This is a genomic window from Curtobacterium sp. MCLR17_042 (assembly GCF_003234695.1).
In the GTDB taxonomy this organism is placed as follows: domain Bacteria; phylum Actinomycetota; class Actinomycetes; order Actinomycetales; family Microbacteriaceae; genus Curtobacterium; species Curtobacterium flaccumfaciens.
Genome location: NZ_QKTD01000012.1, coordinates 110,831 through 135,280 on the forward strand (window position 1 = coordinate 110,831; position 24,450 = coordinate 135,280).

At 71.8% G+C, this 24,450-nt stretch carries 23 protein-coding genes; 21 read left to right on the plus strand and 2 right to left on the minus strand.

Annotated features, from left to right (window positions below; all coding sequences use genetic code 11):
- The first annotated feature begins 32 nt into the window (after window positions 1-32).
- The 14 genes from dnaJ to DEJ02_RS12995 all read left to right on the plus strand — a co-directional run bounded on the left by dnaJ (window position 33) and on the right by DEJ02_RS12995 (window position 14,452).
- Window positions 33-1,145: a molecular chaperone DnaJ gene (gene dnaJ / locus DEJ02_RS12930; RefSeq protein ID WP_017886671.1), complete on the plus strand. Its 1,113-nt coding sequence runs from the start codon at window positions 33-35 to the stop codon at window positions 1,143-1,145.
- Window positions 1,145-1,882, plus strand: coding sequence for a 16S rRNA (uracil(1498)-N(3))-methyltransferase (locus DEJ02_RS12935; RefSeq protein ID WP_111033348.1), 738 nt, complete (start codon window positions 1,145-1,147; stop codon window positions 1,880-1,882). Before dnaJ ends, DEJ02_RS12935 begins: the two co-directional genes overlap by 1 nt.
- A 38-nt stretch (window positions 1,883-1,920) precedes the next feature.
- Entirely contained in the window at window positions 1,921-2,274 is a 354-nt protein-coding gene (locus DEJ02_RS12940) for a histidine triad nucleotide-binding protein (protein WP_027465310.1), read from the plus strand.
- Window positions 2,264-3,406, plus strand: coding sequence for a PhoH family protein (locus DEJ02_RS12945; protein WP_111033349.1), 1,143 nt, complete (start codon window positions 2,264-2,266; stop codon window positions 3,404-3,406). Before DEJ02_RS12940 ends, DEJ02_RS12945 begins: the two co-directional genes overlap by 11 nt.
- Window positions 3,403-3,864: an rRNA maturation RNase YbeY gene (gene ybeY / locus DEJ02_RS12950; protein WP_017886675.1), complete on the plus strand. Its 462-nt coding sequence runs from the start codon at window positions 3,403-3,405 to the stop codon at window positions 3,862-3,864. Before DEJ02_RS12945 ends, ybeY begins: the two co-directional genes overlap by 4 nt.
- Before the next feature lie 3 nt (window positions 3,865-3,867).
- On the plus strand, window positions 3,868-5,190 hold the full coding sequence (locus DEJ02_RS12955; RefSeq protein WP_110864648.1) for a hemolysin family protein: 1,323 nt from the start codon (window positions 3,868-3,870) through the stop codon (window positions 5,188-5,190).
- Window positions 5,187-6,125: a GTPase Era gene (gene era / locus DEJ02_RS12960; protein ID WP_111033350.1), complete on the plus strand. Its 939-nt coding sequence runs from the start codon at window positions 5,187-5,189 to the stop codon at window positions 6,123-6,125. The genes DEJ02_RS12955 and era overlap by 4 nt, the downstream gene beginning before the upstream one ends.
- 73 nt (window positions 6,126-6,198) lie before the next feature.
- Complete coding sequence (locus DEJ02_RS12965) at window positions 6,199-7,437, plus strand: sensor histidine kinase (protein ID WP_204166208.1); 1,239 nt, start codon at window positions 6,199-6,201, stop codon at window positions 7,435-7,437.
- Complete coding sequence (locus tag DEJ02_RS12970) at window positions 7,434-8,123, plus strand: response regulator transcription factor (protein WP_035808237.1); 690 nt, start codon at window positions 7,434-7,436, stop codon at window positions 8,121-8,123. The genes DEJ02_RS12965 and DEJ02_RS12970 overlap by 4 nt, the downstream gene beginning before the upstream one ends.
- Window positions 8,124-8,235: 112 nt before the next feature.
- Window positions 8,236-8,988, plus strand: coding sequence for an ABC transporter ATP-binding protein (locus DEJ02_RS12975; RefSeq protein WP_111033351.1), 753 nt, complete (start codon window positions 8,236-8,238; stop codon window positions 8,986-8,988).
- Window positions 8,985-10,385 (plus strand): ABC transporter permease, encoded by a 1,401-nt coding sequence (locus tag DEJ02_RS12980; RefSeq protein ID WP_111033352.1) that lies wholly within the window; start codon window positions 8,985-8,987, stop codon window positions 10,383-10,385. Before DEJ02_RS12975 ends, DEJ02_RS12980 begins: the two co-directional genes overlap by 4 nt.
- 432 nt (window positions 10,386-10,817) lie before the next feature.
- The gene (leuA, locus tag DEJ02_RS12985; RefSeq protein ID WP_071405366.1) at window positions 10,818-12,593 is read left to right on the plus strand and encodes a 2-isopropylmalate synthase; all 1,776 of its coding nucleotides are present in this window, start codon (window positions 10,818-10,820) and stop codon (window positions 12,591-12,593) included.
- Between the two features lie 210 nt (window positions 12,594-12,803).
- A complete protein-coding gene (recO, locus tag DEJ02_RS12990) occupies window positions 12,804-13,658 on the plus strand; it encodes a DNA repair protein RecO (RefSeq protein WP_027465318.1) in 855 nt (284 codons plus the stop codon).
- Window positions 13,655-14,452, plus strand: coding sequence for an isoprenyl transferase (locus tag DEJ02_RS12995; RefSeq protein WP_017886684.1), 798 nt, complete (start codon window positions 13,655-13,657; stop codon window positions 14,450-14,452). Before recO ends, DEJ02_RS12995 begins: the two co-directional genes overlap by 4 nt.
- A 63-nt stretch (window positions 14,453-14,515) precedes the next feature.
- On the opposite strand, the gene DEJ02_RS13000 is transcribed toward DEJ02_RS12995, so the two are convergent.
- Window positions 14,516-15,463: a LysR family transcriptional regulator gene (locus tag DEJ02_RS13000; RefSeq protein WP_111033353.1), complete on the minus strand. Its 948-nt coding sequence runs from the start codon at window positions 15,461-15,463 to the stop codon at window positions 14,516-14,518.
- Between the two features lie 70 nt (window positions 15,464-15,533).
- Between DEJ02_RS13000 and DEJ02_RS13005 the strand changes: the two genes are divergently transcribed.
- The 4 genes from DEJ02_RS13005 to DEJ02_RS13020 all read left to right on the plus strand — a co-directional run bounded on the left by DEJ02_RS13005 (window position 15,534) and on the right by DEJ02_RS13020 (window position 19,220).
- Window positions 15,534-16,589, plus strand: a complete 1,056-nt coding sequence (locus DEJ02_RS13005) for an aminotransferase class V-fold PLP-dependent enzyme (RefSeq protein ID WP_111033354.1) — start codon at window positions 15,534-15,536, stop codon at window positions 16,587-16,589.
- A 107-nt stretch (window positions 16,590-16,696) separates the two neighbouring features.
- On the plus strand, window positions 16,697-18,082 hold the full coding sequence (locus DEJ02_RS13010) for a glycine--tRNA ligase (RefSeq protein WP_110864656.1): 1,386 nt from the start codon (window positions 16,697-16,699) through the stop codon (window positions 18,080-18,082).
- Between the two features lie 125 nt (window positions 18,083-18,207).
- Window positions 18,208-18,942, plus strand: coding sequence for a DsbA family protein (locus DEJ02_RS13015; RefSeq protein WP_111033355.1), 735 nt, complete (start codon window positions 18,208-18,210; stop codon window positions 18,940-18,942).
- 5 nt (window positions 18,943-18,947) lie between these two features.
- The gene (locus tag DEJ02_RS13020; protein WP_146249286.1) at window positions 18,948-19,220 is read left to right on the plus strand and encodes a hypothetical protein; all 273 of its coding nucleotides are present in this window, start codon (window positions 18,948-18,950) and stop codon (window positions 19,218-19,220) included.
- A gap of 8 nt (window positions 19,221-19,228) precedes the next feature.
- Here DEJ02_RS13020 and DEJ02_RS13025 read toward each other — a convergent pair whose 3' ends face one another.
- Window positions 19,229-19,714 carry an aminoacyl-tRNA deacylase gene (locus DEJ02_RS13025; RefSeq protein WP_111033357.1) on the minus strand — a complete coding sequence of 162 codons (486 nt, stop codon included), beginning with the start codon at window positions 19,712-19,714 and terminating at the stop codon, window positions 19,229-19,231.
- 47 nt (window positions 19,715-19,761) lie between these two features.
- Between DEJ02_RS13025 and dusB the strand changes: the two genes are divergently transcribed.
- The 3 genes from dusB to dnaG are packed head-to-tail and all read left to right on the plus strand — an operon-like array spanning window position 19,762 to window position 24,186.
- Window positions 19,762-20,934: a tRNA dihydrouridine synthase DusB gene (gene dusB / locus DEJ02_RS13030; RefSeq protein ID WP_111033358.1), complete on the plus strand. Its 1,173-nt coding sequence runs from the start codon at window positions 19,762-19,764 to the stop codon at window positions 20,932-20,934.
- On the plus strand, window positions 20,931-22,226 hold the full coding sequence (locus DEJ02_RS13035; RefSeq protein WP_110864660.1) for a deoxyguanosinetriphosphate triphosphohydrolase: 1,296 nt from the start codon (window positions 20,931-20,933) through the stop codon (window positions 22,224-22,226). Before dusB ends, DEJ02_RS13035 begins: the two co-directional genes overlap by 4 nt.
- A gap of 40 nt (window positions 22,227-22,266) precedes the next feature.
- Window positions 22,267-24,186: a DNA primase gene (gene dnaG, locus DEJ02_RS13040; RefSeq protein ID WP_111033359.1), complete on the plus strand. Its 1,920-nt coding sequence runs from the start codon at window positions 22,267-22,269 to the stop codon at window positions 24,184-24,186.
- Window positions 24,187-24,450: the final 264 nt, after the last annotated feature.

The window sequence follows — 24,450 nt, forward strand, 5'->3', positions numbered from 1 at the left end:
CAACCGACCGAACCCAACCGACTGAGGGATACGTGGCAGACCACTACGACGTCCTCGGCGTCCAGCGAGACGCCTCCGATGCCGACATCAAGAAGGCCTACCGCCGCCTGGCGCGTGAGCTCCACCCGGACGTGAACCCGGCACCCGACGCCGCCGAGCGCTTCAAGGACGTGACGCACGCGTACGACGTGCTGAGCGACCCCGAGCAGCGACGCCGGTACGACGCCGGCCCGCAGGCCGACAGCCCCTTCGGTGGTGGCGCCGGCGGCTTCAGCGACATCTTCGACGCCTTCTTCGGCGGCGGCGGTGGCGGCGGCCGTGGATCGGGCCCGCGCAGCCGTGCCGAGCGCGGCCAGGACGCCCTGCTCCGCATCGAGGTCGACCTCGACGAGGTCGTCTTCGGTACCCACAAGGACGTCGAGGTCGACACGGCGGTGCTGTGCGAGACCTGCCACGGCTCCTGCTGCGCACCGGGCACCAGCCCGCGCACGTGCGACATCTGCGGCGGCTCCGGGCACATCCAGCGCCAGGTCCGTTCGCTCCTCGGCAACGTGGTGACGAGCGCCCCGTGCGGCACCTGCCGCGGGTACGGCACCGTCATCCCGAGCCCCTGCCCGACCTGCCAGGGTCAGGGCCGCGTCCGCGCACGTCGCACCGTGCCGGTGGACGTCCCCGCCGGCGTCGACTCCGGACTGCGCCTGCAGATGCCCGGCCAGGGCGAGGTCGGTCCGGCCGGCGGTCCGTCCGGCGACCTGTACCTCGAGATCCGTGTGCGCCACGACGACGTCTTCAGCCGTGACGGCGACGACCTGCTGGCGACGCTCGAGGTCGGCATGACCGACGCCGTCCTCGGCACGACCACCACGATCGACGGCCTCGACGGTCCGGTCGAGCTCGAGATCCGTCCCGGCGTGCAGAGTGCCGACGTCCTCGTCATCAAGGACCGCGGCATCACGAAGCTGCGCGGGAACGGCCGCGGTGACCTGCGGGTCGGCGTGCAGGTCGTCACCCCGACCAAGCTCTCCCACAAGGAACGGCAGCTGGTCGAGCAGCTCGCGAAGTCGCACAAGACCACCGCCCCGCAGCTCGCCCGGTTCCAGCAGGGCATGTTCGGCAAGCTCCGCGACCGGTTCTTCAACCACTGATGGCGTCGCTGTACCTCGTCGACTCGCTGGACGGCGTCGCCGTCGGTGACCCGGTGTCGCTCGACGGTGCCGAGGGCCGGCACGCGGTCTCCGTCGCGCGCGTCCGGGTCGGCGAGGTCCTGCGGATCGCCGACGGTCGGGGCACCGTGGTGTCCGGGCCGGTCACCACGCTCGGCAAGGACACGCTGGAGCTCGCGGTCGAGACCGTCGAGCACCAGGACGCACCGCACCCGTCGCTGACCCTCGTGCAGGCCCTGGCGAAGGGCGGCCGTGACGAGATGGCGGTGCAGGCGGCGACCGAGATCGGCGTCGACCGGGTCGTGCCGTGGTCGGCCGCGCGCAGCGTCTCCCGGTGGGACGGCGCGAAGGTCGAGAAGGGCCGTGCCCGGTGGGCAGCGATCGCGCACGAGGCCGCGAAGCAGGCGATCCGTCCGCGCGTGCCCGTCGTCGCGCCGCTGGTGACGACCGGACAGCTCGTGTCCGCGCTCGGAGCGGGGACCGCCCTCGTCCTGCTCGACCCGACCGCGACCGTGCGACTCGCCACCTGGGAACCCCTGACGGACGCCGAGGACATCGCACTCGTCGTCGGCCCCGAAGGCGGCATCGACGGCGCGGAGCTCGACCGGCTCGAGGCCGCGGGTGCCGTGCGGGTCCGACTCGGCGACAGCGTGCTCCGCACGTCCACCGCCGGACCGGCGGCACTCGCTGTCCTGCAGGCGCGACTGGGCCGCTGGTGAGCCGGACCACGCCGTCGGGCGCGTCCTACGATGGAGCCATGAGCAGCAGCACGCCCAGCGTCTTCTCCAAGATCATCGCGCGCGAGATCCCGGCGACCATCGTCGCCGAGGACGACCGCGTGATCGCGATCGAGGACATCGCCCCGAAGGCTCCCGTCCACGTGCTCGTCGTCCCCAAGACCGAGCAGTACGCGAACGTCGGCGAGCTCGCAGCGGGCGACCCCGACCTGCTGGCCCACGTCGTCGCCACCGCGCAGCGCATCGCCGACGAGCGCGCCGACGGCCAGTTCCGACTCGTCTTCAACACCGGCGAAGCCGCCGGTCAGACCGTGTTCCACGTGCACGCGCACGTACTCGCAGGTGAACTGCAGGAAGGCACCCTTGCCGGTTAACGAACCAGTACAGCCCACCGCCGCCGACGACGAGCCCGTCTCGGTCTCGCTCCAGGTCGACGGCATCGCCATGGTGCAGCTGCTCGGCCCCCAGGACCGTCTGCTCAAGACGGTCGAGCGCCAGTACCCGGGCGTCCGGGTCGTCGTCCGCGGCAACGAGGTCACGCTGACCGGGCCCGAGCGCGACGTCGCCCGCGCGAAGGCGCTCGTCGACGAGCTCGTCGGCATGGTCAGGCGTGGGCAGGAGATCGGCCCGGCCGACATCCCGATGTCGGCACGGATCCTCGACGACGACCGCAAGCCGTCCGACACCTTCGGCACCCCGATCGTGTCGAGCCGCGGCAAGTCCGTGCGGCCGAAGACCGACGGGCAGCGTGCCTACGTCGACGCCATCGACGAGCACACCATCACGTTCGGCATCGGTCCGGCCGGTACCGGCAAGACGTACCTGGCGATGGCCAAGGCCGTGCAGGCGCTGCAGCGGCGCGAGGTCAACCGGATCATCCTCACCCGTCCCGCGGTCGAGGCCGGCGAGCGGCTCGGCTTCTTGCCGGGCACGCTGACCGACAAGATCGACCCGTACCTGCGCCCGCTGTACGACGCCCTCAACGAGATGTTGGACCCGGAGCTGGTCCCGAAGCTCCTGGCGGCCGGCACCGTCGAGGTCGCCCCGCTGGCGTACATGCGTGGCCGGACCCTCAACGACTCCTTCGTGGTGCTCGACGAGGCGCAGAACACCACGCCCGAGCAGATGAAGATGTTCCTGACCCGCCTCGGGTTCGGTTCGAAGATGGTCATCACGGGCGACATCACCCAGGTCGACCTGCCGGGCAACGTCTCCGGTCTCCGGCTCGTGACCCGCATCCTCGACGAGGTCGAGGACATCCACTTCGCCCGGCTCGGCAGCGAGGACGTGGTCCGCCACACCCTCGTCGGCCGGATCGTCGACGCGTACACCGTCTACGACGAGGAGCGCCTCGCCGAGCAGGCCGGGCAGCGCCCCGGTGGCCGTGGCACCGCCCCGGTCGGCAACCCCGACGGCGCCAACCGCGCCGAACGCCGTGGGCGCCCGCCGCAGGACCGCGCACGACCCCCGTACCCCCAGAACGACGCCCGAGGAGGCACCCGGTGAGCATCGAGCTCAACAACGAGTCCGGCGTCGAGGTGGACGAGGCCGCGATCCAGCGGCTCGCCGCGTTCGCCCTGGACGCGATGCACGTCCACGCCGATGCCGAGCTCGCGATCGTGCTGGTCGACGAGGGTGCGATGGAGCAGCTGCACGTGCGGTGGATGGACGAGCCCGGTCCGACGGACGTCCTGAGCTTCCCGATGGACGAGCTGCGTCCGGGCACCGAGGACGACCCCACGCCGGCCGGGCTGCTGGGCGACATCGTGCTCTGCCCGCAGGTGGCCGAGGAGCAGGCGAAGACCGCCGGGCACTCGAGCACCGACGAGATGCTGCTGCTCACCTGCCACGGCATCCTGCACCTGCTCGGCTTCGACCACGCCGAGCCCGACGAGAAGGCCGAGATGTTCGGCATCCAGGGCGAGATCCTGACCGCCTTCGCCGCCCAGCACCGAGGGCGGTAGCCGGTGGTCGTCGTCGCCGGACTCCTCGCGGTGGCGCTGGGGCTCGTCGTGCTCGGCGGACTCCTCGCCGCGAGCGACGCCGCGCTCTCGGTGGTCTCCCGTGCCGACCTCGAGGAGATCGCCAGGGGCAACAAGCGCCGCCGCGCCATCGAGGCGATCGCGGACGACGTCGGGGCGCACGTCAACGCGCTGAACTTCTTCCGCGTCCTCGCCGAGACCGCGGCCGCGGTGCTCGTGACGATCGCCCTCGTGCGCGCCTTCGACAGCTGGTGGCTCGCACTCGTGCTCTCGGCCGCGATCATGACCGCGGTGTCGTTCGTGCTGGTCGGGTCGAGCCCGCGCAGCGTCGGACGCGCCCACGCCGAGCGGTTGATCGGTGCGACCGGCGGCATCGTCCGTGGGGTCCGCATCGTGCTCGGTCCGCTGGCCGGGCTGCTCGTCCGGATCGGCGACCGGGTCACCCCCGGCCGCGGCCGGAGCGCCTCCACCGTGTCGAGCGAGGAGCAGCTGCTCTCGCTCGTCGACGAGGCCACCGAGAGCAACGTGCTCGAGGACGAGGACCGCGAGCTCATCCACTCGGTGTTCGAGTTCAGCGACACCCTGGTGCGCGAGGTCATGGTGCCCCGCACGGACATGCTCACCGTCGACGGAGCCGAGACGCTCGCCGCGGCCATGGAGCAGTTCCTGGCCGCCGGGGTGTCCCGGATGCCGGTGACCGGCAAGGACAGCGACGACGTGCGGGGCGTGCTCTACCTGCGCGACGTCGCACGGTCGCTGTACGAACGACCAGCGTCCCGCAGCGAGCGGGTCAGCCGGCTGCTGCGGCCCGCCGAGTTCGTGCCGGAGTCGAAGCACGCCGACGACACCCTGCGGCACATGCAGGTCGCCAAGAACCACCTGGTGCTGGTGGTCGACGAGTACGGCGGAGTCGCCGGGCTCGTGACCATGGAGGACCTCATCGAAGAGCTCGTCGGGGACATCTCCGACGAGTACGACCGCGCCGTCGTCGACCGGACCGAGGTCGAACCGGGCATCTGGCGGATCTCCGCCCGACTGCCGATCGACGAGCTCGGCGACCTGTTCGGCATCGAGCTCGACGACGACGACGTCGACACCGCCGGTGGCCTGCTCACCAAGGAGCTCGGACACCTGGCCGTCTCCGGCGACACCGTCACCGTGTCCGGGGTCGTCCTGACCGCCGACCGGGTCGAGGGCAAGCGCCGCCACCTCATCACCGTGCTCGCCGAGCGCACCCACGCCCTGGCCGACGTCGAGGACGCCTTCGACGACGCCGAACCCACCACGACGGGAACCACGCACGCATGACCGACACCGACACCACCCAGGCCGGCTCGGAGAAGCCCTACCGCGCGGGCTTCGTCTCGTTCGTCGGCCGTCCGAACGTCGGCAAGTCGACGCTGACCAATGCCCTGGTGGGTGAGAAGGTCGCCATCACCTCGTCGAAGCCGCAGACCACCCGGCGCGCCATCCGCGGGATCGTGCACCGGCCCGACGGCCAGGTGATCATCGTCGACACCCCGGGCGTGCACCGTCCGCGCACCCTGCTCGGCGAACGGCTCAACGACCTCGTGCAGTCCACCCTCGGCGACGTCGACGTGATCGGGTTCTGCGTGCCGGCGAACGAGCCCGTCGGTCCCGGTGACCGGTTCATCAACGACACGCTCGACCAGTACCCGCGCGCCAAGAAGATCGCGATCGTCACCAAGATCGACAGCGCCTCCAAGGACCGCGTCGGCGAGCAGCTGCTGGCCGTCTCGAAGCTCCGCGACTGGGACGCCGTGGTGCCGACCTCGGGCACCCGGGGCATGCAGCTCGAAGACCTGCTCGGCGTGATCACCGCCCTGCTGCCCGAGTCGCCGCAGCTGTACGACTCGAGCGCGGTGACCGAGGAGACCGACGAGGAGCGCATCGGCGAGCTCATCCGCGAGGCCGCGCTCGAGGGCGTCCGCGACGAGCTGCCGCACTCGCTCGCCGTGGTCATCGAGGACATCGTCGAGCCCGACGCCGACGAGGACCCCGACGGCCCCCTGCGCATCTTCGCGAACCTGTTCGTCGAGCGGGACAGCCAGAAGGCGATCGTCATCGGACACAAGGGCGAGCGCCTGAAGGACGTCGGTTCGCGGGCCCGCGTCGAGATCGAGTCGCTGCTCGGCGGCCGGCACGTCTACCTGAACATCCGCGTGAAGGTGGCCAAGGAGTGGCAGCGTGACCCGAAGCAGCTCGGACGCCTCGGTTTCTGACCGTCCGCCGTTCGCACCCCGGGTCATCCGGGCGAGGGACGCGGGGACGAGCGGCCCGCCGTACCGTGGACGGGTGTTCCGTCCCATGCTGCGCGCGCAGGTCATCACCGACCTGCTGATCGCCGTGCTGCTCGGCGGCCTCGTGCTGGTCGCCAGCGGGCGCGGGATCGACGGGCCGTTGTCCGTGGTCACCGTCGTCGGGATGACCGCCGCCCTGGCACTCCGGCGCCTGTCACCCGGTCTCGCCCTGGCCGTGGCGTGGGTGTTCGCGGTCTTCGAGATGGTCACCCTGCAGGTGCCGGACGTGTCGAACGCGTTCATCGCCGGCGTCATGTACACGACGAGTGCGTACGGCAGCCGCCGTGTGCGGCTGGCCGGGCTCGTGTCGGCGATCGTCGGGTCCGTCGCCGCGGCGGCGTACATGGGCTTCGACGACTACCAGAACCGGCTCACCTACGAGACCGCCTCCACGCCGCTGCAGGAGTCCCTGCAGGTCACGCTCTCGTTCTTCGCCGTCGTCCTGCTCCTCCTGCTCCTGCCGTGGCTCGCCGGACTCGTGGTCCGGACCCGTCGCTCGGCGAGCATGAGTCGCGAGGCCCAGCTGCTCGCCGAACGTGACGCCGCGCGGGCCGACCGGGCCGTCGCGGTCGAGCAGGAGCGCGTGCGGATCGCCCGCGACATGCACGACATCGTCGCGCACTCGCTCGCGGTGGTCATCGCGCAGTCCGACGGCGCCCGGTACGCCCTGAAGGCCGACCCCGCGGTGGCCGACCAGGCCCTCAGCACCATCTCGGCCACGGCCCGGCGCGCACTCGGCGACGTGCGCGAACTCCTCGGCGCGCTCCGGCACGAGCAGGGGACCGCGCCGACGCCCGAGATCGACGACATCGACCGGCTCGTCGACGAGATGCGGCAGCTCGGGCTCGATGTGCGCGTGGAGCGCGAGGGCGATCCCGCGGGGCTGCCCACCACCACGCAACTCGCGGTCTACCGGATCGTGCAGGAGAGCCTGACGAACGCGTACAAGCACGGAGAGCCCGGCAGCCCGGTGCGTGCCGCCCTGACCTACCGGCCGGACACGGTCGAGATCGCCGTCGTGAACCGCCGTGCCGATGACGGCGTCCGCGGCCCCGGCACGGGCCACGGCCTGGTCGGCATGCGCGAGCGCGCCGTGATGACCGGCGGCACCATGACCGCCGGGGCCCGAGGGGACGACTTCGCGGTCGCCGTCCGGATGCCGACCGTCCCGGCCAGCGGGCAGATGCCCCGGGGCCGGATCACCCCGACCGAGCAGGAGCGCACCGCCCGATGACCACGATCCCGACCGACGAGCACTCGATCCGCGTCGCCCTCGTCGACGACCAGGCGCTGTTCCGCACCGGCATCCGGATGCTCATCGACTCGCAGCCCGACCTGCGGTTCGTCGGCGAGGCGGGCGACGGTGCCGAGGGCGTCGAACTCGTCCGGCGGACCCGTCCCGACGTGGTGCTGATGGACGTCCGGATGCCCGTGATGGACGGCATCACGGCGACCGGTCACATCGTCGAGCAGTCGGGCACCGACGGCGCGAAGGTCCTCGTGCTGACCACGTTCGACTTCGACGAGGCCGCCGCCAAGGCCATCCGCGCCGGTGCGAGCGGCTTCGTGCTCAAGGACGCCGACCCCGAGTTCCTGCTCGCGGCGGTCCGGACCGTGCACGCCGGCACCGCGGTGTTCGCTGCTTCGGCCACGCGGGAGCTCCTGCGGCGGTACGACGACTCGGTCGGACGCGCTGCCGCCGTCCCCGCGGCGTTCGCCGACCTCACGCCGCGTGAGCGCGAGATCTTCGACCTGGCCGCCCGGGGGTTCAGCAACAGCGAGATCGCGCAGCACGAGTACGTCAGCGAGGCGACCGTCAAGACGCACATCTCGCGGGTCCTGACGAAGCTCGAACTCCGCGACCGGGTGCGGCTCGTCGTGTTCGCCCACGAGCACGGACTCGTCACCAAGGCCGACTGACGCCGGGTCATCCGCGGGGATGACCCCTCCACAGGCAACCGAGTCGAGCGGACGATCCACAGGAGCCGAGCGGGCGACGCGGGTCGGGACCGCTGAGCGTCATGGTGGATGCATGACCACGAGCCACGCCCCGATCATCCGCCTCGACCACGTGTCCAAGCACTACGGCGACGACGCCCGACGTGTGACCGCGCTCGACGACGTCAGCGTCGGCATCGGCGCGGGGGAGTTCACCGCGGTGATGGGCCCGTCCGGGTCCGGCAAGTCGACGCTCATGCACGTCGCGGCCGGCCTCGACGCCGTGTCCACCGGTCGGATCCAGATCGACGGCGTCGACATCACGGCCCTGGGCGACAAGGACCTCACCGAGCTGCGTCGTCGTCGGCTGGGCTTCGTGTTCCAGTCGTTCAACCTCGTCCCGACGCTCGACGTCAGCGAGAACATCCGGCTGCCGTTCCTGCTCGGTGGGCACAAGCCCTCGCGCGAGGAGTCCGCCTGGATCGACCGGCTGGTCGAGATGCTCGGGCTCGGCAACCGGCTGACGCACCGCCCGCACCAGCTCTCCGGCGGGCAGCAGCAGCGCGTCGCCATCGCACGGGCGCTCGCTTCGCGGCCAGCGGTGGTCGTCGCCGACGAGCCGACCGGCGCGCTCGACTCCCGCACCGGGCGCGACGTGCTCGCGATCCTCCGCGGTGCCGTCCAGGAGTGGGGCCAGAGCGTCGTCATGGTCACGCACGACCCGGTGGCGGCCGCGAACGCCGACCGCATCCTGTTCCTGGCCGACGGCCGGATCGTCGCCGACCGCCCCGCGATGGACGCCGGCGCGATCTCCACGACGATGCTCGGGATGGAGGCAGCAGCGTGAACGGCGTCCGCTCCTTCACCCCCACCGTCCTGGTCGCGGCCCTCGGCACCACGTTCGGTTCCGCCCTCGTCATCGCACCGGGGATCGTGACCGAGGCGCTCCGAGCCGCAGGGGTCGCCGACCTCGGTCCGATCAAGGCGATCCTGTCGGTGGTCGGGTGGCTGTTCCTCGGCATCGCGCTCTACGTCGGCGCGATCGTCACCGCGAACACCTGCGCCACCCTGATCGCCGGGCAGACCCGGATCATCGCGCTGCAGCGGCTCGTCGGTGCGACCGGTGCGACCCTCCGTGCGCGGATCACCCGCACCGGCCTGGTCGTCGGCGTGCTCGGCGGGGTCGTCGGCGCCGTCGTGGGGACCGCGCTCTCGGCCCTGTTCGTCGTCGTCCTGCGGGGCAACGGGGTCCTGCCCGAGGCCGAGTACACGTACGTGCCGTGGGAGCTCGTCCTGCCGGTCGTGGCCGTCGTCCTCGCCACCTGGGGTGCCTTCGCTGCCGGGTCGCGCCGCGTGCTCACCGTCACCCCGCTCGAAGCGCTGTCGTCGTCCGTCGAGCCGAGCCACGACGACGTCCGGTCCGGCACGGCCCGCAAGGTCTGGTCGATCGTGCTCATGGCCGGCGGCGCGGTGCTGATGCTGCTCGGGCTCGCGGTGAGCTCGCTGTCCCCGATCGCGGTCCTGCCGGCGGCGCTCGGCGGGTTCGTGTCCTTCGCGGGGGTCGCCGTGGGGGCGACGATCGTGATGCCGCCCGTGCTGCAGCTGATCGGCCGCATCGGCTCGAACGATCCCGTCGTCCTGCTCGCCGGACGGAACGCGATGCGGGCACCGGGAAGGTCCTCGCGGGCGACCATCGGGCTCGTCATCGGCGTCACCCTGCTCGTCACCTTCGCGGTCGCGCTCGGCATCATGCAGCACGTGCTCGAGACCGAGATGCGCGCCATGAGCGCGGGGAGCGCCACCCCGCAGATGATCGAGGCGCAGCGCGACCTCTTCGTGCAGATCAACGCCGTCGTCAGCGTGATCGTCGGGTTCTCCGCCGTGATCGCAGCCGTCGGGGTCGTCAACGCCCTGGCGCTCGGGGTGCTCCAGCGTCGACGCGAACTCGGGCTGCTGCGGGTGCTCGGTCTGACCGGTGCACAGGTCCGACGGATGATCGTGACCGAGGCCGTGCAGATGGTCGTCGCGGCCGTCGTCTCGGGGCTCGCACTCGGCACGCTGTACGGCTGGGTCGGCGGGCAGACGCTCCTCGGCTCGCTCGGGACGCCCGTGGCACCGGTGCTGCCGCCGCTGACCATCGGCATCGTGGTGATCGGCGCGCTGGTCCTGGCGGTCGTCGCCACCATCGCCCCGGTGCGGCGCGCGATGCGTGTCCCTCCGACCGAGGCACTCGCGGTCGACTGACCCGTCGCCCTGGTCGCACCACGCGACGACACGGGAGGCCCGGTGCCAGCTGGCACCGGGCCTCCCGTCCGTCGTGTGGTCGCGCCGACGTGCCCTGCCCGGCCCCGCCAGGCCGCTCACGTCCGCCGAGGTGTCACGAACCGTCGTCCAGACGCGGCCCGGACGACACAACGTGACCACTCGGCGACCGGCCCGCGGCATGTCCCGACCACTCGGCACCGCACCCGGCAAGACCATGCCGAAGCACCGGTCGGTCCCGCGTCACACGCTTGCGCCAGCCCGCTGCTCCGGTGCTACCGTGGGTCCCGATGTACTCGGCACTTCTCCTCCTTCGCTGCCGCGACGAGGCCTGACACTCCGGCCCACCTCGTCGCGGAGTCCGTCGTGGCCGCACCACAACAGCTCACGAACACGCGACGAAAGCGAAGAACGATGCAGAACACCCAGCAGCCCTCCGGGATGCCGATCCACAAGTACGTCCCGTTCCACGAGCAGATCAGCGTCGACCTGCCGGACCGCACCTGGCCCACGAAGCGCATCGACAAGGCGCCGCGCTGGTGTGCGGTCGACCTGCGTGACGGCAACCAGGCCCTCATCGACCCGATGGACGCCGAGCGCAAGCGGGCGATGTTCGACCTCCTCGTCCGGATGGGCTACAAGGAGATCGAGGTCGGGTTCCCGAGCGCCTCGCAGACCGACTTCGACTTCGTCCGGTCGCTGATCGACGAGGGCGCAATCCCCGACGACGTCACCATCCAGGTGCTGACCCAGGCGCGCGAACACCTCATCCAGCGCACCTACGAGGCGATCGACGGCGCGAAGCAGGCCATCGTCCACCTGTACAACTCGACGAGCATCGTGCAGCGCGAGGTCGTCTTCCGCACCGACGTGCAGGGCGTGGTGGACATCGCGGTCACCGGTGCGAAGCTCTGCAAAGCGGCCGAGGCGACGCTGCAGCACGACACGACGATCTACTACGAGTACTCGCCGGAGTCCTACACGGGCACCGAACTCGAGGTCGCACTGGAGATCTGCAACGCCGTCCTCGAGGTCTTCGAGCCGACGCCCGAGCGCAAGGTCATCATCAACCTGCCCGCCACCGTCGAGATGGCCACGCCGAACGTCTACGCCGACTCGATCGAGTGGATGTCCCGCCGCCTCGCCCACCGCGAGGACGTCATCCTGTCGCTGCACCCGCACAACGACCGCGGCACCGCGGTCGCGGCCGCCGAGCTCGGCTACATGGCCGGCGCCGACCGCATCGAGGGCTGCCTGTTCGGCAACGGTGAGCGCACCGGCAACGTGGACCTGGTCGCCCTCGGGATGAACCTGTTCACGCAGGGGATCGACCCGGAGATCTCGTTCGCCGACATCGACCAGGTGAAGCGCACGGTCGAGTACTGCAACCAGCTGCCGGTGCCGGAGCGCCAGCCGTGGGCGGGCGACCTCGTGTACACGGCGTTCAGCGGCTCGCACCAGGACGCCATCAACAAGGGCTTCGAGGCGATGAAGGCGAAGGCCGCCGCCGCGGGCAAGGACATCGACGAGATCGAGTGGGCGGTGCCGTACCTGCCCGTCGACCCGAAGGACATCGGTCGCTCGTACGAGGCCGTCATCCGTGTCAACTCGCAGTCCGGCAAGGGCGGTGTGGCGTACCTGCTCAAGACCGACCACGCCCTCGACCTGCCCCGCAAGCTGCAGATCGAGTTCTCCGGCGTCGTGCAGCGGCACACCGACACCGAGGGCGGCGAGTTCTCGTCGCAGCGCATCTGGGACGTGTTCCAGGACGAGTACCTGCCGGCGTCGATCGACGACGAGAAGTGGGGCCGGTACGAGCTCACCAAGACGGCGACGTCGAGCGACTTCGAGGGCACGACCTCGCTGTCCGTGGCACTCCGGGTCGACGAGGGCGCGGTCACGGCCGAGGCCGTCGGCACCGGTCCCATCGACGCGTTCCTGAAGGTGCTCGCCGAGCAGGGCGTCCAGGTCACGCTGTACGACTACTCGGAGCACACGATGAGCGCCTCCGGTGACGCGAAGGCCGCGTCCTACGTCGAGCTCGACGTCGACGGCGTGCGCCTGTGGGGCGTCGGCATCGACGCCGACATCTCGACGGCGTCGCTCAAGGCGATCGTGTCCGCGGTGAACCGCGCGGTGCGCGCGGGTGCCGCGGCCGGTGCCGACGCGCCGGAGCTCGTCTCGGCCTGAGACGCAACCGGCCCAGGAGGCGCGGTGCGGGTCCGTCCCGCACTGCGCCTCCCGTCTGTGCCCGGTCGTTCCCCCGTCACGCGCGATGGCAGGTCGAATCGGGCGTACCTGGTCGTTCCGTCCGACCAGGTACGCCCGATTCCACTCGGTACGCCCGGGCCCCCGCCCGCACCGCACGCGGCTGTCGGCGGGGCGGGGGATACTGGGGGCATGCCGCTGTACCGGGACGAGTGCGTCGTGTTGCGCACCCACAAGCTCGGTGAAGCCGACCGCATCGTCACGATGCTCTCGCGGCAGCACGGCAAGATCCGCGCCGTGGCCAAGGGCGTGCGGCGGACGGCGTCGAAGTTCGGCAGCCGCCTCGAGCCGTTCATGGTCGTCGACGCCCAGTTCTACGAGGGCCGTTCGCTCGACATCGTCACCCAGGCGGAGTCCCTCGGTGCGTACGGGGCCCAGATCGTCGCCGACTACGGCGCGTACACCGCGGCCAGCGCCATGGTCGAGACGGCCGACCGACTGAGCGAGGCCGACGCCGGGCTGCAGCAGTACCTGTTGCTCGTGGGGGCGCTGCGCTCGTTGTCGCGCGGTGAACACCAGTCCAGCGCGACCCTCGACTCGTACCTGCTCCGCGCGATGAGCATCGCGGGGTGGGCGCCCTCGTTCAGCGACTGTGCGGTGACGGGGGAGCCCGGCCCGCACTCGGCGTTCGTGGTGCAGCTCGGTGGTGTCGTCGCCGACCGTGCGGCACCCCCGGGGACCCCGCGGCTCGACCCGGCGACGCTCGGGGTGCTCGGCTCCCTGCTCGCCGGCGACTGGGCGACGGTCGACGCCACCGACGAGCGGACGCGTTCGCGGGCCTCCGGCGTGGTCGCGGCCTACGCCCAGTGGCACCTGGAACGATCGCTCCGGTCCCTGCCGCACGTCGACCGCTCCGAACACCCGATGCCGGTGCCGCAGACCCACGGCGGACCCGAGGCGACGGCGCGTGCGGTGGCCTCGACCCCGGCACCCGCCGTGCCCGAGCCCGACCCTGATCCCGCTGTCGAAGGAGCCCCCACCGCATGAGCCCCCGCCGCCCCGACGACGTCGAACCGTTCCGCCCGATCGACTGGACCGGCGAGACGCCGCCGGCGATCCCGGCCCGGTTCGTGCCGGAGCACGTGGCCATCGTCATGGACGGCAACGGCCGGTGGGCGAACGGCCGCGGCCTCACCCGGATCGAGGGGCACAAGGCGGGCGAGGCCTCACTGCTCGACGTCGTCGCCGGCGCCATCCAGATCGGCGTCGGGCACGTGTCGGCGTACGCGTTCTCGACGGAGAACTGGAAGCGCTCCCCGGAAGAGGTCCGGTTCCTGATGGGCTTCAACCGTGACGTCATCCGCCGTCGCCGTGACCAGCTGCACCAGTGGGGCGTCAAGGTGCGGTGGGCAGGCCGGCGTCCGCGGCTGTGGCGGAGCGTCATCGACGAGCTCGAGACCGCCGAGCGGATGACGGCGGGCAACGACGTCCTCACGCTGACGATGTGCGTGAACTACGGCGGCCGGAACGAGATCGTCGACGCCGTGCGGGGCATGGCCGAGGACGTCGCAGCCGGGCGCCTGAAGCCGAGCCAGGTCACCGAGAAGGCCCTGGCGAAGCGGCTGTACGTGCCCGAGATGCCCGACGTCGACCTGTTCCTCCGGAGCTCGGGGGAGCAGCGCACGAGCAACTTCCTGCTGTGGCAGTCCGCCTACGCCGAGATGGTGTTCCTCGACCGGCTCTGGCCGGACTTCCGTCGCACCGACCTGTGGGGCGCGATCGAGGAGTACGCCAGCCGCGACCGACGCTACGGCGGCGCGGTTGACGCCCCGACGGCCTAGCCCAAGCCCGAGCCCGAGCACAAGCCCGGGCCCGAGCACAAGCCCGGGCCCGAGCCCGCCCCCTCAGTCCGGCAGCGGCCCGTCGAGCAGGTGGGCGGCCGAGCGCACCGCGTCGAGCGCCGCACGGACGCTCGGCACCCGGTCGGCACCACGGGCGACGACGACCTCGACACGCCGGGCCAGCTCGTCGTCCACGGGGTCGATCGCGACACCGGCGGGGATGACCGTCGTCGCGAGTGCCAGCCGGGGGAGCAGCGCCACCCCGAGACCGGCGGCGACGAGTCCCACCACCGCGGCCGCGTTGTCCGTCTCGAGCACGATGTCCGGCGTGAACCCCGCGCTCGCGCACGAGGCGAGCAGGTGCCCTCGGCACCGCGGGCAGCCCCCGATCCACCGGGCGTCGTGGTGGGACGCGAGGTCCACGACGGTGGAGCCGGCGGTGCGGAGTGGCTCCGTGCCTCCCGGCTCGACCGGGGTCACCAGCGCGAGCGGGTCGCGACCGAGCGCCCGGGTGACGAGGCCGGGGTCCGGGGCGGTCCCGACCTCGTCGCCGACGTAGGTGAAGGTCAGGGCGACGTCGACCTCGCCACCGCGCAGCAGGTCGAGTGCCTCGGGCGGCTCGACCTCGACGTAGGAGGTCGTCACGCCGGGCGCCGTCGCGGCGAGCCGGGCGAGCACGGCGGGCACGAGGGCGGAGGACGCGCTCGGGAACCCGGCGAGTCGCACCCGGCCACGGCTGAGCCCGCCGACGGCGTCGAGGTCCTCGCGCGCCGCGGTCAGGGCGGCCTGCACGTGCAGGGCGTGGTCGGCGAGCACCTGCCCGGCGTGCGTGAGGGTCGCGCCCCGTCCGCCGCGCAGGACCAGCGCGTGCCCGAGACGCTGCTCGGCCCGGGCCACCAGCTGGCTGACGGCCGGCTGGCTCGACCCGAGGGCGGCGGCGGCGCGGGTGATCGACCCGCCGTCGGCCACGGCGCGGAGGACCCGGAGCAACTGAGGATCGATCTCGTCCATCACCCGATGTTATCGGTGGCACAACGAACCGGCCCTGGTGTGATGGGACGGGAACGGGGACGCTGTCCGCATGGACTCCTTCCCCGCCGGCCGCGGCTACCTGGCGGCGTGCACCGCGGGCCTGCCGACCCGCGGCACCCTCGCTGCCCAGCGCGCCGACCTCGACGCGTGGTCCCGGGCCGAGACGTCGCCCGCCCGGTACGGCGCGCTGGTCGAGCAGGGACGTGCGCTCTTCGCCGCGCTGGTCGGCGTCCCGGCGGAGCATGTCGCGACGGGCTCGCAGACCTCGGTGATGGCCGCGGTCGTCGCTGACGCACTGCCGGACGGCGCCGAGGTGGTCGTCCCCGACGGCGACTTCAGCTCGGTCGTCTTCCCGTTCCTCGCCCAGGCACACCGCGGCGTCCGGGTCCGGAGCGTCCCGCTGGACCGGCTCGCCGCCTCGGTCGGGCCCGACACCGCCCTGGTCGCGTGGTCCGCGGTGCAGTCCGCCACCGGCGTGGTCACCGATCCCGACCCGGTCGTGGCCGCCGCTCGACGTGTCGGCGCCCTGACCCTCTGCGACCTCACGCAGGCCGCCGGCGTCCTGCCCGTCGACGCCGCCCCGTTCGACGTGACGCTCACGCACACCTACAAGTGGCTCTGCGCGCCGCGCGGCGTCGCCTTCATGACGCTCTCCGACACCGCCCTCGGTCGGCTCCGCCCGGTGCAGGCCGGTTGGTATGCCGGAGCGGACGTCTGGTCCTCCTGCTACGGCCCCGCCATGCACCTGGCCGACGACGCGCGTCGCTTCGACGTCTCGCCGGCCTGGCAGGCGTGGCCCGGTGCCGTGGCCGCGCTCGAGCACGCGGTCGCGCTCGACCAGCAGGCGGTCTGGAGGCACGCCACCGGTCTCGCGGATCGGCTGTGCGACGCGCTCGGGTCGCCTCGGCAGGACGACGGGCAGGCGATCGTGACGTTCGCGGACGCCGACGGGTCGGCCCTCCGGGCCCTCACCGCCGCGGGGCTCACCGCCTCGGGGCGTGCCGGGCGGCTGCGCATCGCGTTCCACCTGTGGAACGACGAGTCCGACGTGACCGACGTCGTGGCCGCACTGGGCGGGGTGGGGCCGACCACGTCGGGCAGGTGAGCGGGGAGGGCGGACCCGTGGCGGGCCTCCCGGGCCACGAACGCCGGTAGTCTTGCCCGGACCGTTTCCGCACCGAGCACCCAGCTCGGCGACCTCTGGAGCACCCTTTGGCACAGCCCTCCCGTCTCGACAGCGTCATCGCCCTGGCCAAGCGCCGCGGCTTCGTCTTCCAGTCGGGTGAGATCTACGGAGGCTCCCGCTCCGCATGGGACTACGGGCCCCTCGGTGTGGAGCTCAAGGAGAACATCAAGCGTCAGTGGTGGCAGCGGTTCGTCCGCGGCCGCGGGGACATGGTCGGCCTCGACTCCGCGGTGATCCTGCCCCGCAAGGTGTGGGAGGCCTCCGGCCACGTCGCGACCTTCACCGACCCGCTGGTGGAGTGCCTGCACTGCCACCACCGGTTCCGCGAGGACCACCTGATCGAGGCGTTCGTCGCCAAGAAGGGCCGCGACCCCGAAGGCCGCATGGCCGAGATCGCCTGCCCGAACTGCGGCACCCGCGGTGAGTGGACGGAGCCCCGCGAGTTCTCCGGGATGCTCAAGACCTACCTCGGCCCGGTCGAGTCCGAAGAGGGCCTGAACTTCCTGCGCCCCGAGACGGCCCAGGGCATCTTCGTCGACTTCGCGCAGGTCGTCACGACCAGCCGCATGAAGCCCCCGTTCGGCATCGGGCAGGTCGGCAAGGCGTTCCGAAACGAGATCACGCCCGGCAACTTCATCTTCCGCACGCGCGAGTTCGAGCAGATGGAGATCGAGTACTTCGTGCCGCCGGCCTCGGCCCAGGAGCACTACGAGCAGTGGATCGCCGACTCGGTCGCGTTCTACACCGACCTCGGCATCGACCCCGAGAACCTGCGTCGCTTCGACGTGCCGGACGGCGAGCGGGCGCACTACTCCGACGCCACCGCCGACATCGAGTACCGCTTCGGCTTCACCGGCTCGGAGTGGGGCGAGCTGATGGGCGTCGCGAACCGCACCGACTTCGACCTGAACAACCACATCGAGGCGTCCGGCCAGGACCTCCGGTTCTTCGACCAGGCCGCCAACGAGAAGTACGTGCCGTACGTCATCGAGCCGTCGTTCGGGCTGACCCGTGCACTCATGGCGTTCCTGCTCGACTCGTACCACGAGGACGAGGCCCCGAACGCGAAGGGCGGCGTCGACAAGCGCACCGTCCTGCGCCTCGACCCGCGCCTGGCCCCGGTGAAGGCCGCCGTCCTGCCGCTGTCGCGCAACGAGCAGCTCTCGCCCGTCGCCCGCGGCCTGGCCGACGACCTGCGCAAGAACTGGAACGTGGACTTCGACGACGCCGGTGCCATCGGCCGTCGCTACCGTCGCCACGACGAGATCGGCACGCCGTTCTGCATCACGGTCGACTTCGACACGCTCGAGGACAAGGCCGTCACGGTGCGCGAGCGCGACACCATGGGCCAGGAGCGCGTCTCGCTCGACCAGCTGCAGGGGTACCTGGCGCAGCGGTTGCTCGGCGCGTAGGGGATCCGCGGGCGTCGCGGCGCGTCGGAACCAGGTTCCGGACACAGCACCACGAAGATCCACGGTGCGGTGTCCGGAACCTGGTTCTGCGGGAATGCGCGCCGCACGAGCGCGTTGGGGTCAGCATGAACGACTCCGTGAAGGTCGATGTCTGGTCGGACATCGCCTGCCCCTGGTGCTACATCGGCAAGCGCAAGTTCGAGGCCGGCGTCGCCGCGTTCGGTGCCTCGAGCGAAGGCCGCCCCGTCGAGGTCGAGTACCACTCCTTCGAGCTGAGCCCGGACACCCCCGTCGACTTCGAGGGGACCGAGGCCGAGTTCCTCTCCGGCCACAAGGGCATACCCGTCGACCAGGCGCAGCAGATGCTCGACCAGGTCACCGCCATCGCCGCGGGCGTCGGCCTCGAGTACGACTTCGAGGCGATGCACCACACCAACACCGTGAAGGCCCACCAGGTCATCCACCTCGCCAAGCAGCACGGCAAGCAGCTCGAGATGGTCGAGCGTCTGTTCACCGCCTACTTCGAGCGCGGCGAGCACGTCGGACAGGAGTCCTCGCTCGCCGACCTGGCGGCGGAGATCGGTCTCGACCGCGACGAGGTCCTCAGCACCCTGCGCGACGACGCCCAGCTCGCTGCGGTCCGCGCCGACCAGGCCCAGGCCCAGGCGTACGGGATCAACGGCGTGCCGTTCTTCGTGATCGACGGCAAGTACGGCGTCTCCGGCGCCCAGGACCCCACGGCGTTCGAGCAGGTGCTCCGCCAGGTGGTCGCGCTCCGCGAGACCACGCCGGAGGAGGTCGCGTCGGCGGCCGAGCGCGCTGCGGACGACGCGAGCGCCGACGTGGCGGTGACCCGATGACGGACATGACCATCAGCGACCAGGGCGCGGTGCGCCTCCAGGCCGTGACGTCGGTCCCGTCCGTGCCGGACGCGCTCACGGGGCTGCCGGGCGTGCGCGGCCTCTCCGCCGCTTCCGCCGCTTCCGGCGTTTCCGGCGTGCCCGGTCTGGAGGCCCGTCCCGCGTTGCTGACGCTCGTCACGCCCGGCGGTGCGCCGGTCTGCGAGGGCGACGCCTGCCTGATCGACGCCGGCTCGTTCGCCGGGGCCGAGGGCGACTGGTCCGAGGTGCCGGACTGACGGCTGCGTCAGTCGCGCTGCGGTTCCTCGTCGGTGATGTCGGCGACGGTCGCGCCGTAGGCGGCGACGAGCGCGTCGGCGTCGACGAAGGCGCTCGCGCCGTGCCGGCCCGCACCCAGGGCGACCCGGCGGCCGACGATGCGCTCGTCGGCGTACACCGGCAGGTCGCCCGTGGCACCGATCGGCGTGATGGTGCCGCGCTCGTAGCCGGACGCCCCGAGCGCGGTGGCGGCGTCGGGCATCGAGAGCTTGTTGACGCCGACGACCGTGCGCAGTTTCTTCCAGGCGATGCTGCGGCCGCCGGGCACCAGGGCGAGCAGGAACCCGCCGTCGTGGCGCTTCACCACCAGGGTCTTGACGATGTCGCCGGGCTCGATGCCGAGCAGTCCGGCGGCCTCGTGCAGGGAGTCCGCGGCCGGGCGTTCGACCACCTCGACCGGCAGGCCACGGGCCTGGGCGTCGGCGTCGAACCGGGAGCTGGCGTCGGTCGTCATGTGGAGAACGCTACCGGCGCGCACCGACGTGGGAGAATGGGAGACGTATGACGATCACTGACGCACCCGGGACGGCGACCCGTCCGGCGAAGCCCCTGCGCATCGGCCCCATCGAGGTCGACGTGCCGGTCGTGCTCGCGCCGATGGCGGGCATCACGAACATGGCCTACCGCCGGCTCTGCCGCGAGTACGGCGCCGGGCTCTACGTGTGCGAGATGATCACCTCGCGTGCGCTGGTCGAACGGACCCCCGTCTCGATGCAGCTCATCCAGCACCACGAGTCCGAGACCCCGCGATCGATCCAGCTGTACGGCGTCGAGCCGAACACCGTGGCCGAGGCGGCGTCGATCCTGGTGGGCGAGGACCGTGCCGACCACATCGACCTGAACTTCGGGTGCCCGGTGCCCAAGGTCACCCGCAAGGGCGGCGGCGCGGCCCTGCCCTGGAAGCTCGACCTGTTCCGCGAACTCGTCACCAAGACCGTGCGCGCGGCCGGCGACGTCCCCGTCACGGTGAAGATGCGCAAGGGCATCGACGAGGACCACCTGACCTACCTCGACGCCGCACGCATCGCGCGCGACGCCGGTGTCGCCGCGGTGTCGCTGCACGCCCGCACCGCGAACGAGCACTACTCCGGGCACGCCGACTGGTCGGCGATCGCCACGCTGAAGGAGACCGTCACCGACATCCCGATCCTCGGCAACGGCGACATCTGGTCGGCCGCCGACGCGCTCCGGATGATCGACGAGACCGGCGCCGACGGCGTGGTCGTCGGGCGTGGCTGCCTCGGCCGTCCGTGGCTGTTCGGCGACCTCGCCGCGGCGTTCCGCGGCGAGGGGCTGCGGTACATGCCGTCCCTGGGCGAGGTCGCCGACGGGTTCCGCCGGCACGCCGAGCTGCTCGTCGAGTTCTTCGGCGACGAAGAGCACGCGTGCCGCGACATCCGCAAGCACGTGGCCTGGTACTTCAAGGGGTACCCGATCGGCAGCGACGTGCGGGCCGGACTGGCGATGGCGTCGAGCCTGCAGGAGATCGACGACTTCCTCGGCCAGCTCGACCACGACGCACCGTACCCGGGTGCGGACGCCGAGGGCCCGCGCGGTCGTGCCGGGCACCCGAAGCGCACCGCCCTGCCCGACCGCTGGCTCGAGAGCCGCGACGTCGACTCCGAGTTCCGCAAGGTCCTGGCCGCCGCCGAGCTGCACCACAGCGGCGGATGAGCGCCACCGCCTCGTACGGCCCGGCGGACGCGGAGCGCTGGCTCCCCGAAGAGCACGGCAACCGCCGCTCGGACTTCGCTCGTGACCGCGCCCGACTGCTGCACTCCAGTGCGCTCCGGCGTCTGGCCGCGAAGACCCAGGTGCTCAGCCCGACAGCGGGGCTCGACTTCGCCCGCAACCGGCTGACCCACTCGCTCGAGGTCGCGCAGGTGGGCCGCGAGCTCGCCGACTCGCTCGGACTCGACCCCGACGTGGTCGACACGGCGTGCCTGGCGCACGACATCGGCCACCCGCCGTTCGGGCACAACGGCGAGACCGCCGTGAACGCCTGGGCGACCGGCATCGGTGGCTTCGAGGGCAACGCGCAGACGCTCCGGCTGCTGACGCGGCTCGAGCCGAAGGTCTACGGGGTCCGGCCCGGCGCCGACGTCGACCGTCCGTTCGGTCTCAACCTGACCCGTGCGTCGTTGGACGCCAGCTGCAAGTACCCGTGGCCCGCTGCGCAGGGGGTGTCGGAGTCGTCGTCCGGGCGCACCAAGTTCGGCTTCTACGACGACGACCACGACGCCTTCGAGTGGCTCCGCGCCGGCGCCCCGCGTCGCCAGCGGTGCATCGAGGCTCAGGTGATGGACCTCGCCGATGACATCGCCTACTCGGTGCACGACTTCGAGGACGCCGTCGTCGCCGGGTTCATCGACGTCGCGGCCCTGGGCGACCGCGTCGGTGAGAACGACATCGTGACCGCCATGCACGCGTGGGTCGGCGACGACCTGAGCCGCGACGAGCTGCTCGAGGCGTTCGACCGCCTGCGTGCGCTGCCGCTCTGGATGACCGCGTACGACGGCTCCCGCCGTGACGCCGCACGCCTCAAGAACCTGACGTCGCAGCTGATCGGACGCTTCGCGCGCACCGCCACGACGGCCACCCGCGAGTCCTACGCTTCGGGATCGCTCGTACGGTTCGCCGCGTCGGTCGTCACCCCGCCCGAGATCATCGGCGAGATCGCGGTGCTCAAGGGCATCGTCGCGGCCTTCGTGATGACCCAGGGCGACCGTCAGCCCGTGTACGAGGACCAGCGCCGCGTGCTCACCGAACTGCTCGACGCGCTGGCGGCGACCGGTGCGTCCGACCTCGAGCCGGGCTTCGCCGCCGACTGGCACGCCGCGGACGACGACGCCGGCCGACTGCGCGCCGTCGTCGACCAGGTCGCGAGCCTGACCGACCAGGGCGCGCTCGCGTGGCACCGACGTCTGGTGGTGGGTGACCGTGACCCGGTCCACATCGCTGTCTGACCGGTCCGCCGACGTCAGTCCCACGAACTAGGATCGAGGGGTGGCTGGCAGGATCGCGCGGAACGACATCGACGAGGTCCGCTCGCGTGTCAACATCGCCGACGTCGTGGGCGACTACGTCACGCTGAAGCACGCGGGCGTCGGGTCGATGAAGGGCCTGTGCCCCTTCCACGACGAGCGCTCCCCGTCGTTCCACGTCCGGCCCCAGGTCGGCCGCTACCACTGCTTCGGCTGCGGCGAGGACGGCGACGTCTTCAGTTTCATCATGGCGCAGGACCACACCACCTTCGCCGAGGCCGTCGAGCGCATGGCCGCGAAGATCGGCTTCACCCTGCACTACGAAGAGGGCGACGGGCCGCGCACCGACTACAACACCCGTGCCCGGCTGATCGCCGCCAACGAAGCCGCGCTCGAGTACTTCACCGCGCAGCTCACCACTGCCGCCGCCGACCCCGCCCGCCGGTTCCTGGGGGAGCGCGGGTTCGACCCCTCGGCTGCCCAGCACTTCGGCGTCGGCTTCGCGCCGAAGTCCTACGACATGCTCAAGGACCACCTGCGCGGGCGCGGCTTCACGATGGAGGAACTCGTGTCCGCCGGCCTCGTCAGTCAGGGTGACCGCTCGCCGTACGACCGGTTCCGCGGGCGGCTGATGTGGCCGATCCGCGACGTCACCGGAGCGACCATCGGCTTCGGGGCGCGCCGCCTGCTCGAGGACGACAAGGGTCCCAAGTACCTCAACACGCCCGAGACCCCGATCTACCACAAGAGCCAGGTGCTCTACGGGCTCGACCTGGCCCGCCGCGACATCTCGAAGCAGAAGCAGGTCGTCATCGTCGAGGGCTACACCGACGTGATGGCGTGCCACGTCGCGGGCGTCACGACCGCGGTCGCCACCTGCGGCACGTCGTTCGGCGTAGACCACATCAAGGTGCTCCGCCCGATGCTCGGCGACCTGGCCGGCGCCGACCCGAACGCCAACGGCGAGGTCGTGTTCACGTTCGACCCCGACGAGGCCGGGCAGCGTGCCGCCTCGCGGGCCTTCGCGGAAGAACAGCGCTTCGCGGCGCAGACCTACGTCGCCGTGGCACCCGGCGGGCTCGACCCGTGCGACCTCCGGCTCGCCCGCGGCGACGACGCCATCCGCCGCCTGGTCACGAACAAGCGCCCGATGTTCGAGTTCATGATCCGCCGCACGCTCGACGGCCACGACCTCGAGACCGTCGAGGGGCGCGTCGGCGCCCTGCGTGCGGCCGCGCCCGTGCTCGCCGGCATCCGCGACCGCTCGCTGACGCAGGGCTACGTCCGCGAACTCGCCGGCTGGCTCGGCATGGAGATCCCCGAGGTCCGTCGGTCGGTCGAGACCGCCCGACGCCGTGCGGGCTCTGCCGGGCAGGACGACCGGTCCGCAGGCTCGGGGCGCGACGGCCGCAACGGGAACGGCACCGACGGGGCCGACACCCCCGACGAGCCCGTCGCCGGGATCCGCTCGCTGCCGAACGACCCGATCAGCCGCATGGAGCGCGACGCCGTGATGGCGATGGTGCAGCAGCCCACGTCCGTCGGTGCACCGATGCTCGGGCTCGCCGCGTCGGCCACGTTCTCGACGCCGATGCTCGCCGCGGTGCGGGACGCCGTGGTCGCCAACGTCGACGTCATCGGTGCGGGGGACTGGCTTGACCGGTTGCTCGCCGACGTGCCGGCGCCCCTCCGTACCCTGACGCACGAACTCGCCCTCGCACCGATCCCCGCGCGCAACGCGGAGGACCTGGCGGCCTACTGCCGGAGCATCGTCGTGGCCCTGGTCGAGCGCGACCTGCTCGCCCGCAAGGCCTCGTTGCTCGGGCAGCTGCAGCGCGCCGACCCGCACGAGCAGGCCGAGCGTCGCGCCGAGATCCAGCGGCAGCTCGTCGACATCGACGGGCAGCGGATGCGGTTGCGCGCCGACGCCGAGGCGTCCTAGGGCTCTTCGCGCGGTCGGTGCCGGGCGTGCGCGAGGTCGCACGACGCGCCGCGCGTGCCTCGCCGAGGTCGCGCGAACTGTCGCCCGGCATGCCCGTCTACGACAGTTGGTGCGACCTCGGCGCTCCGTGAGTGGTCAGGACGTGCCGCGTGCGGGGCGTCGAGTGGTCGCAGATCGTCGGTTGGCCGGGGTCCGGCTGACGGGACGTGACCGCGCGGTGAGGCGGGCGGTGAGTCGTGACCGGTCGGCGGGGGCGTGGGGACG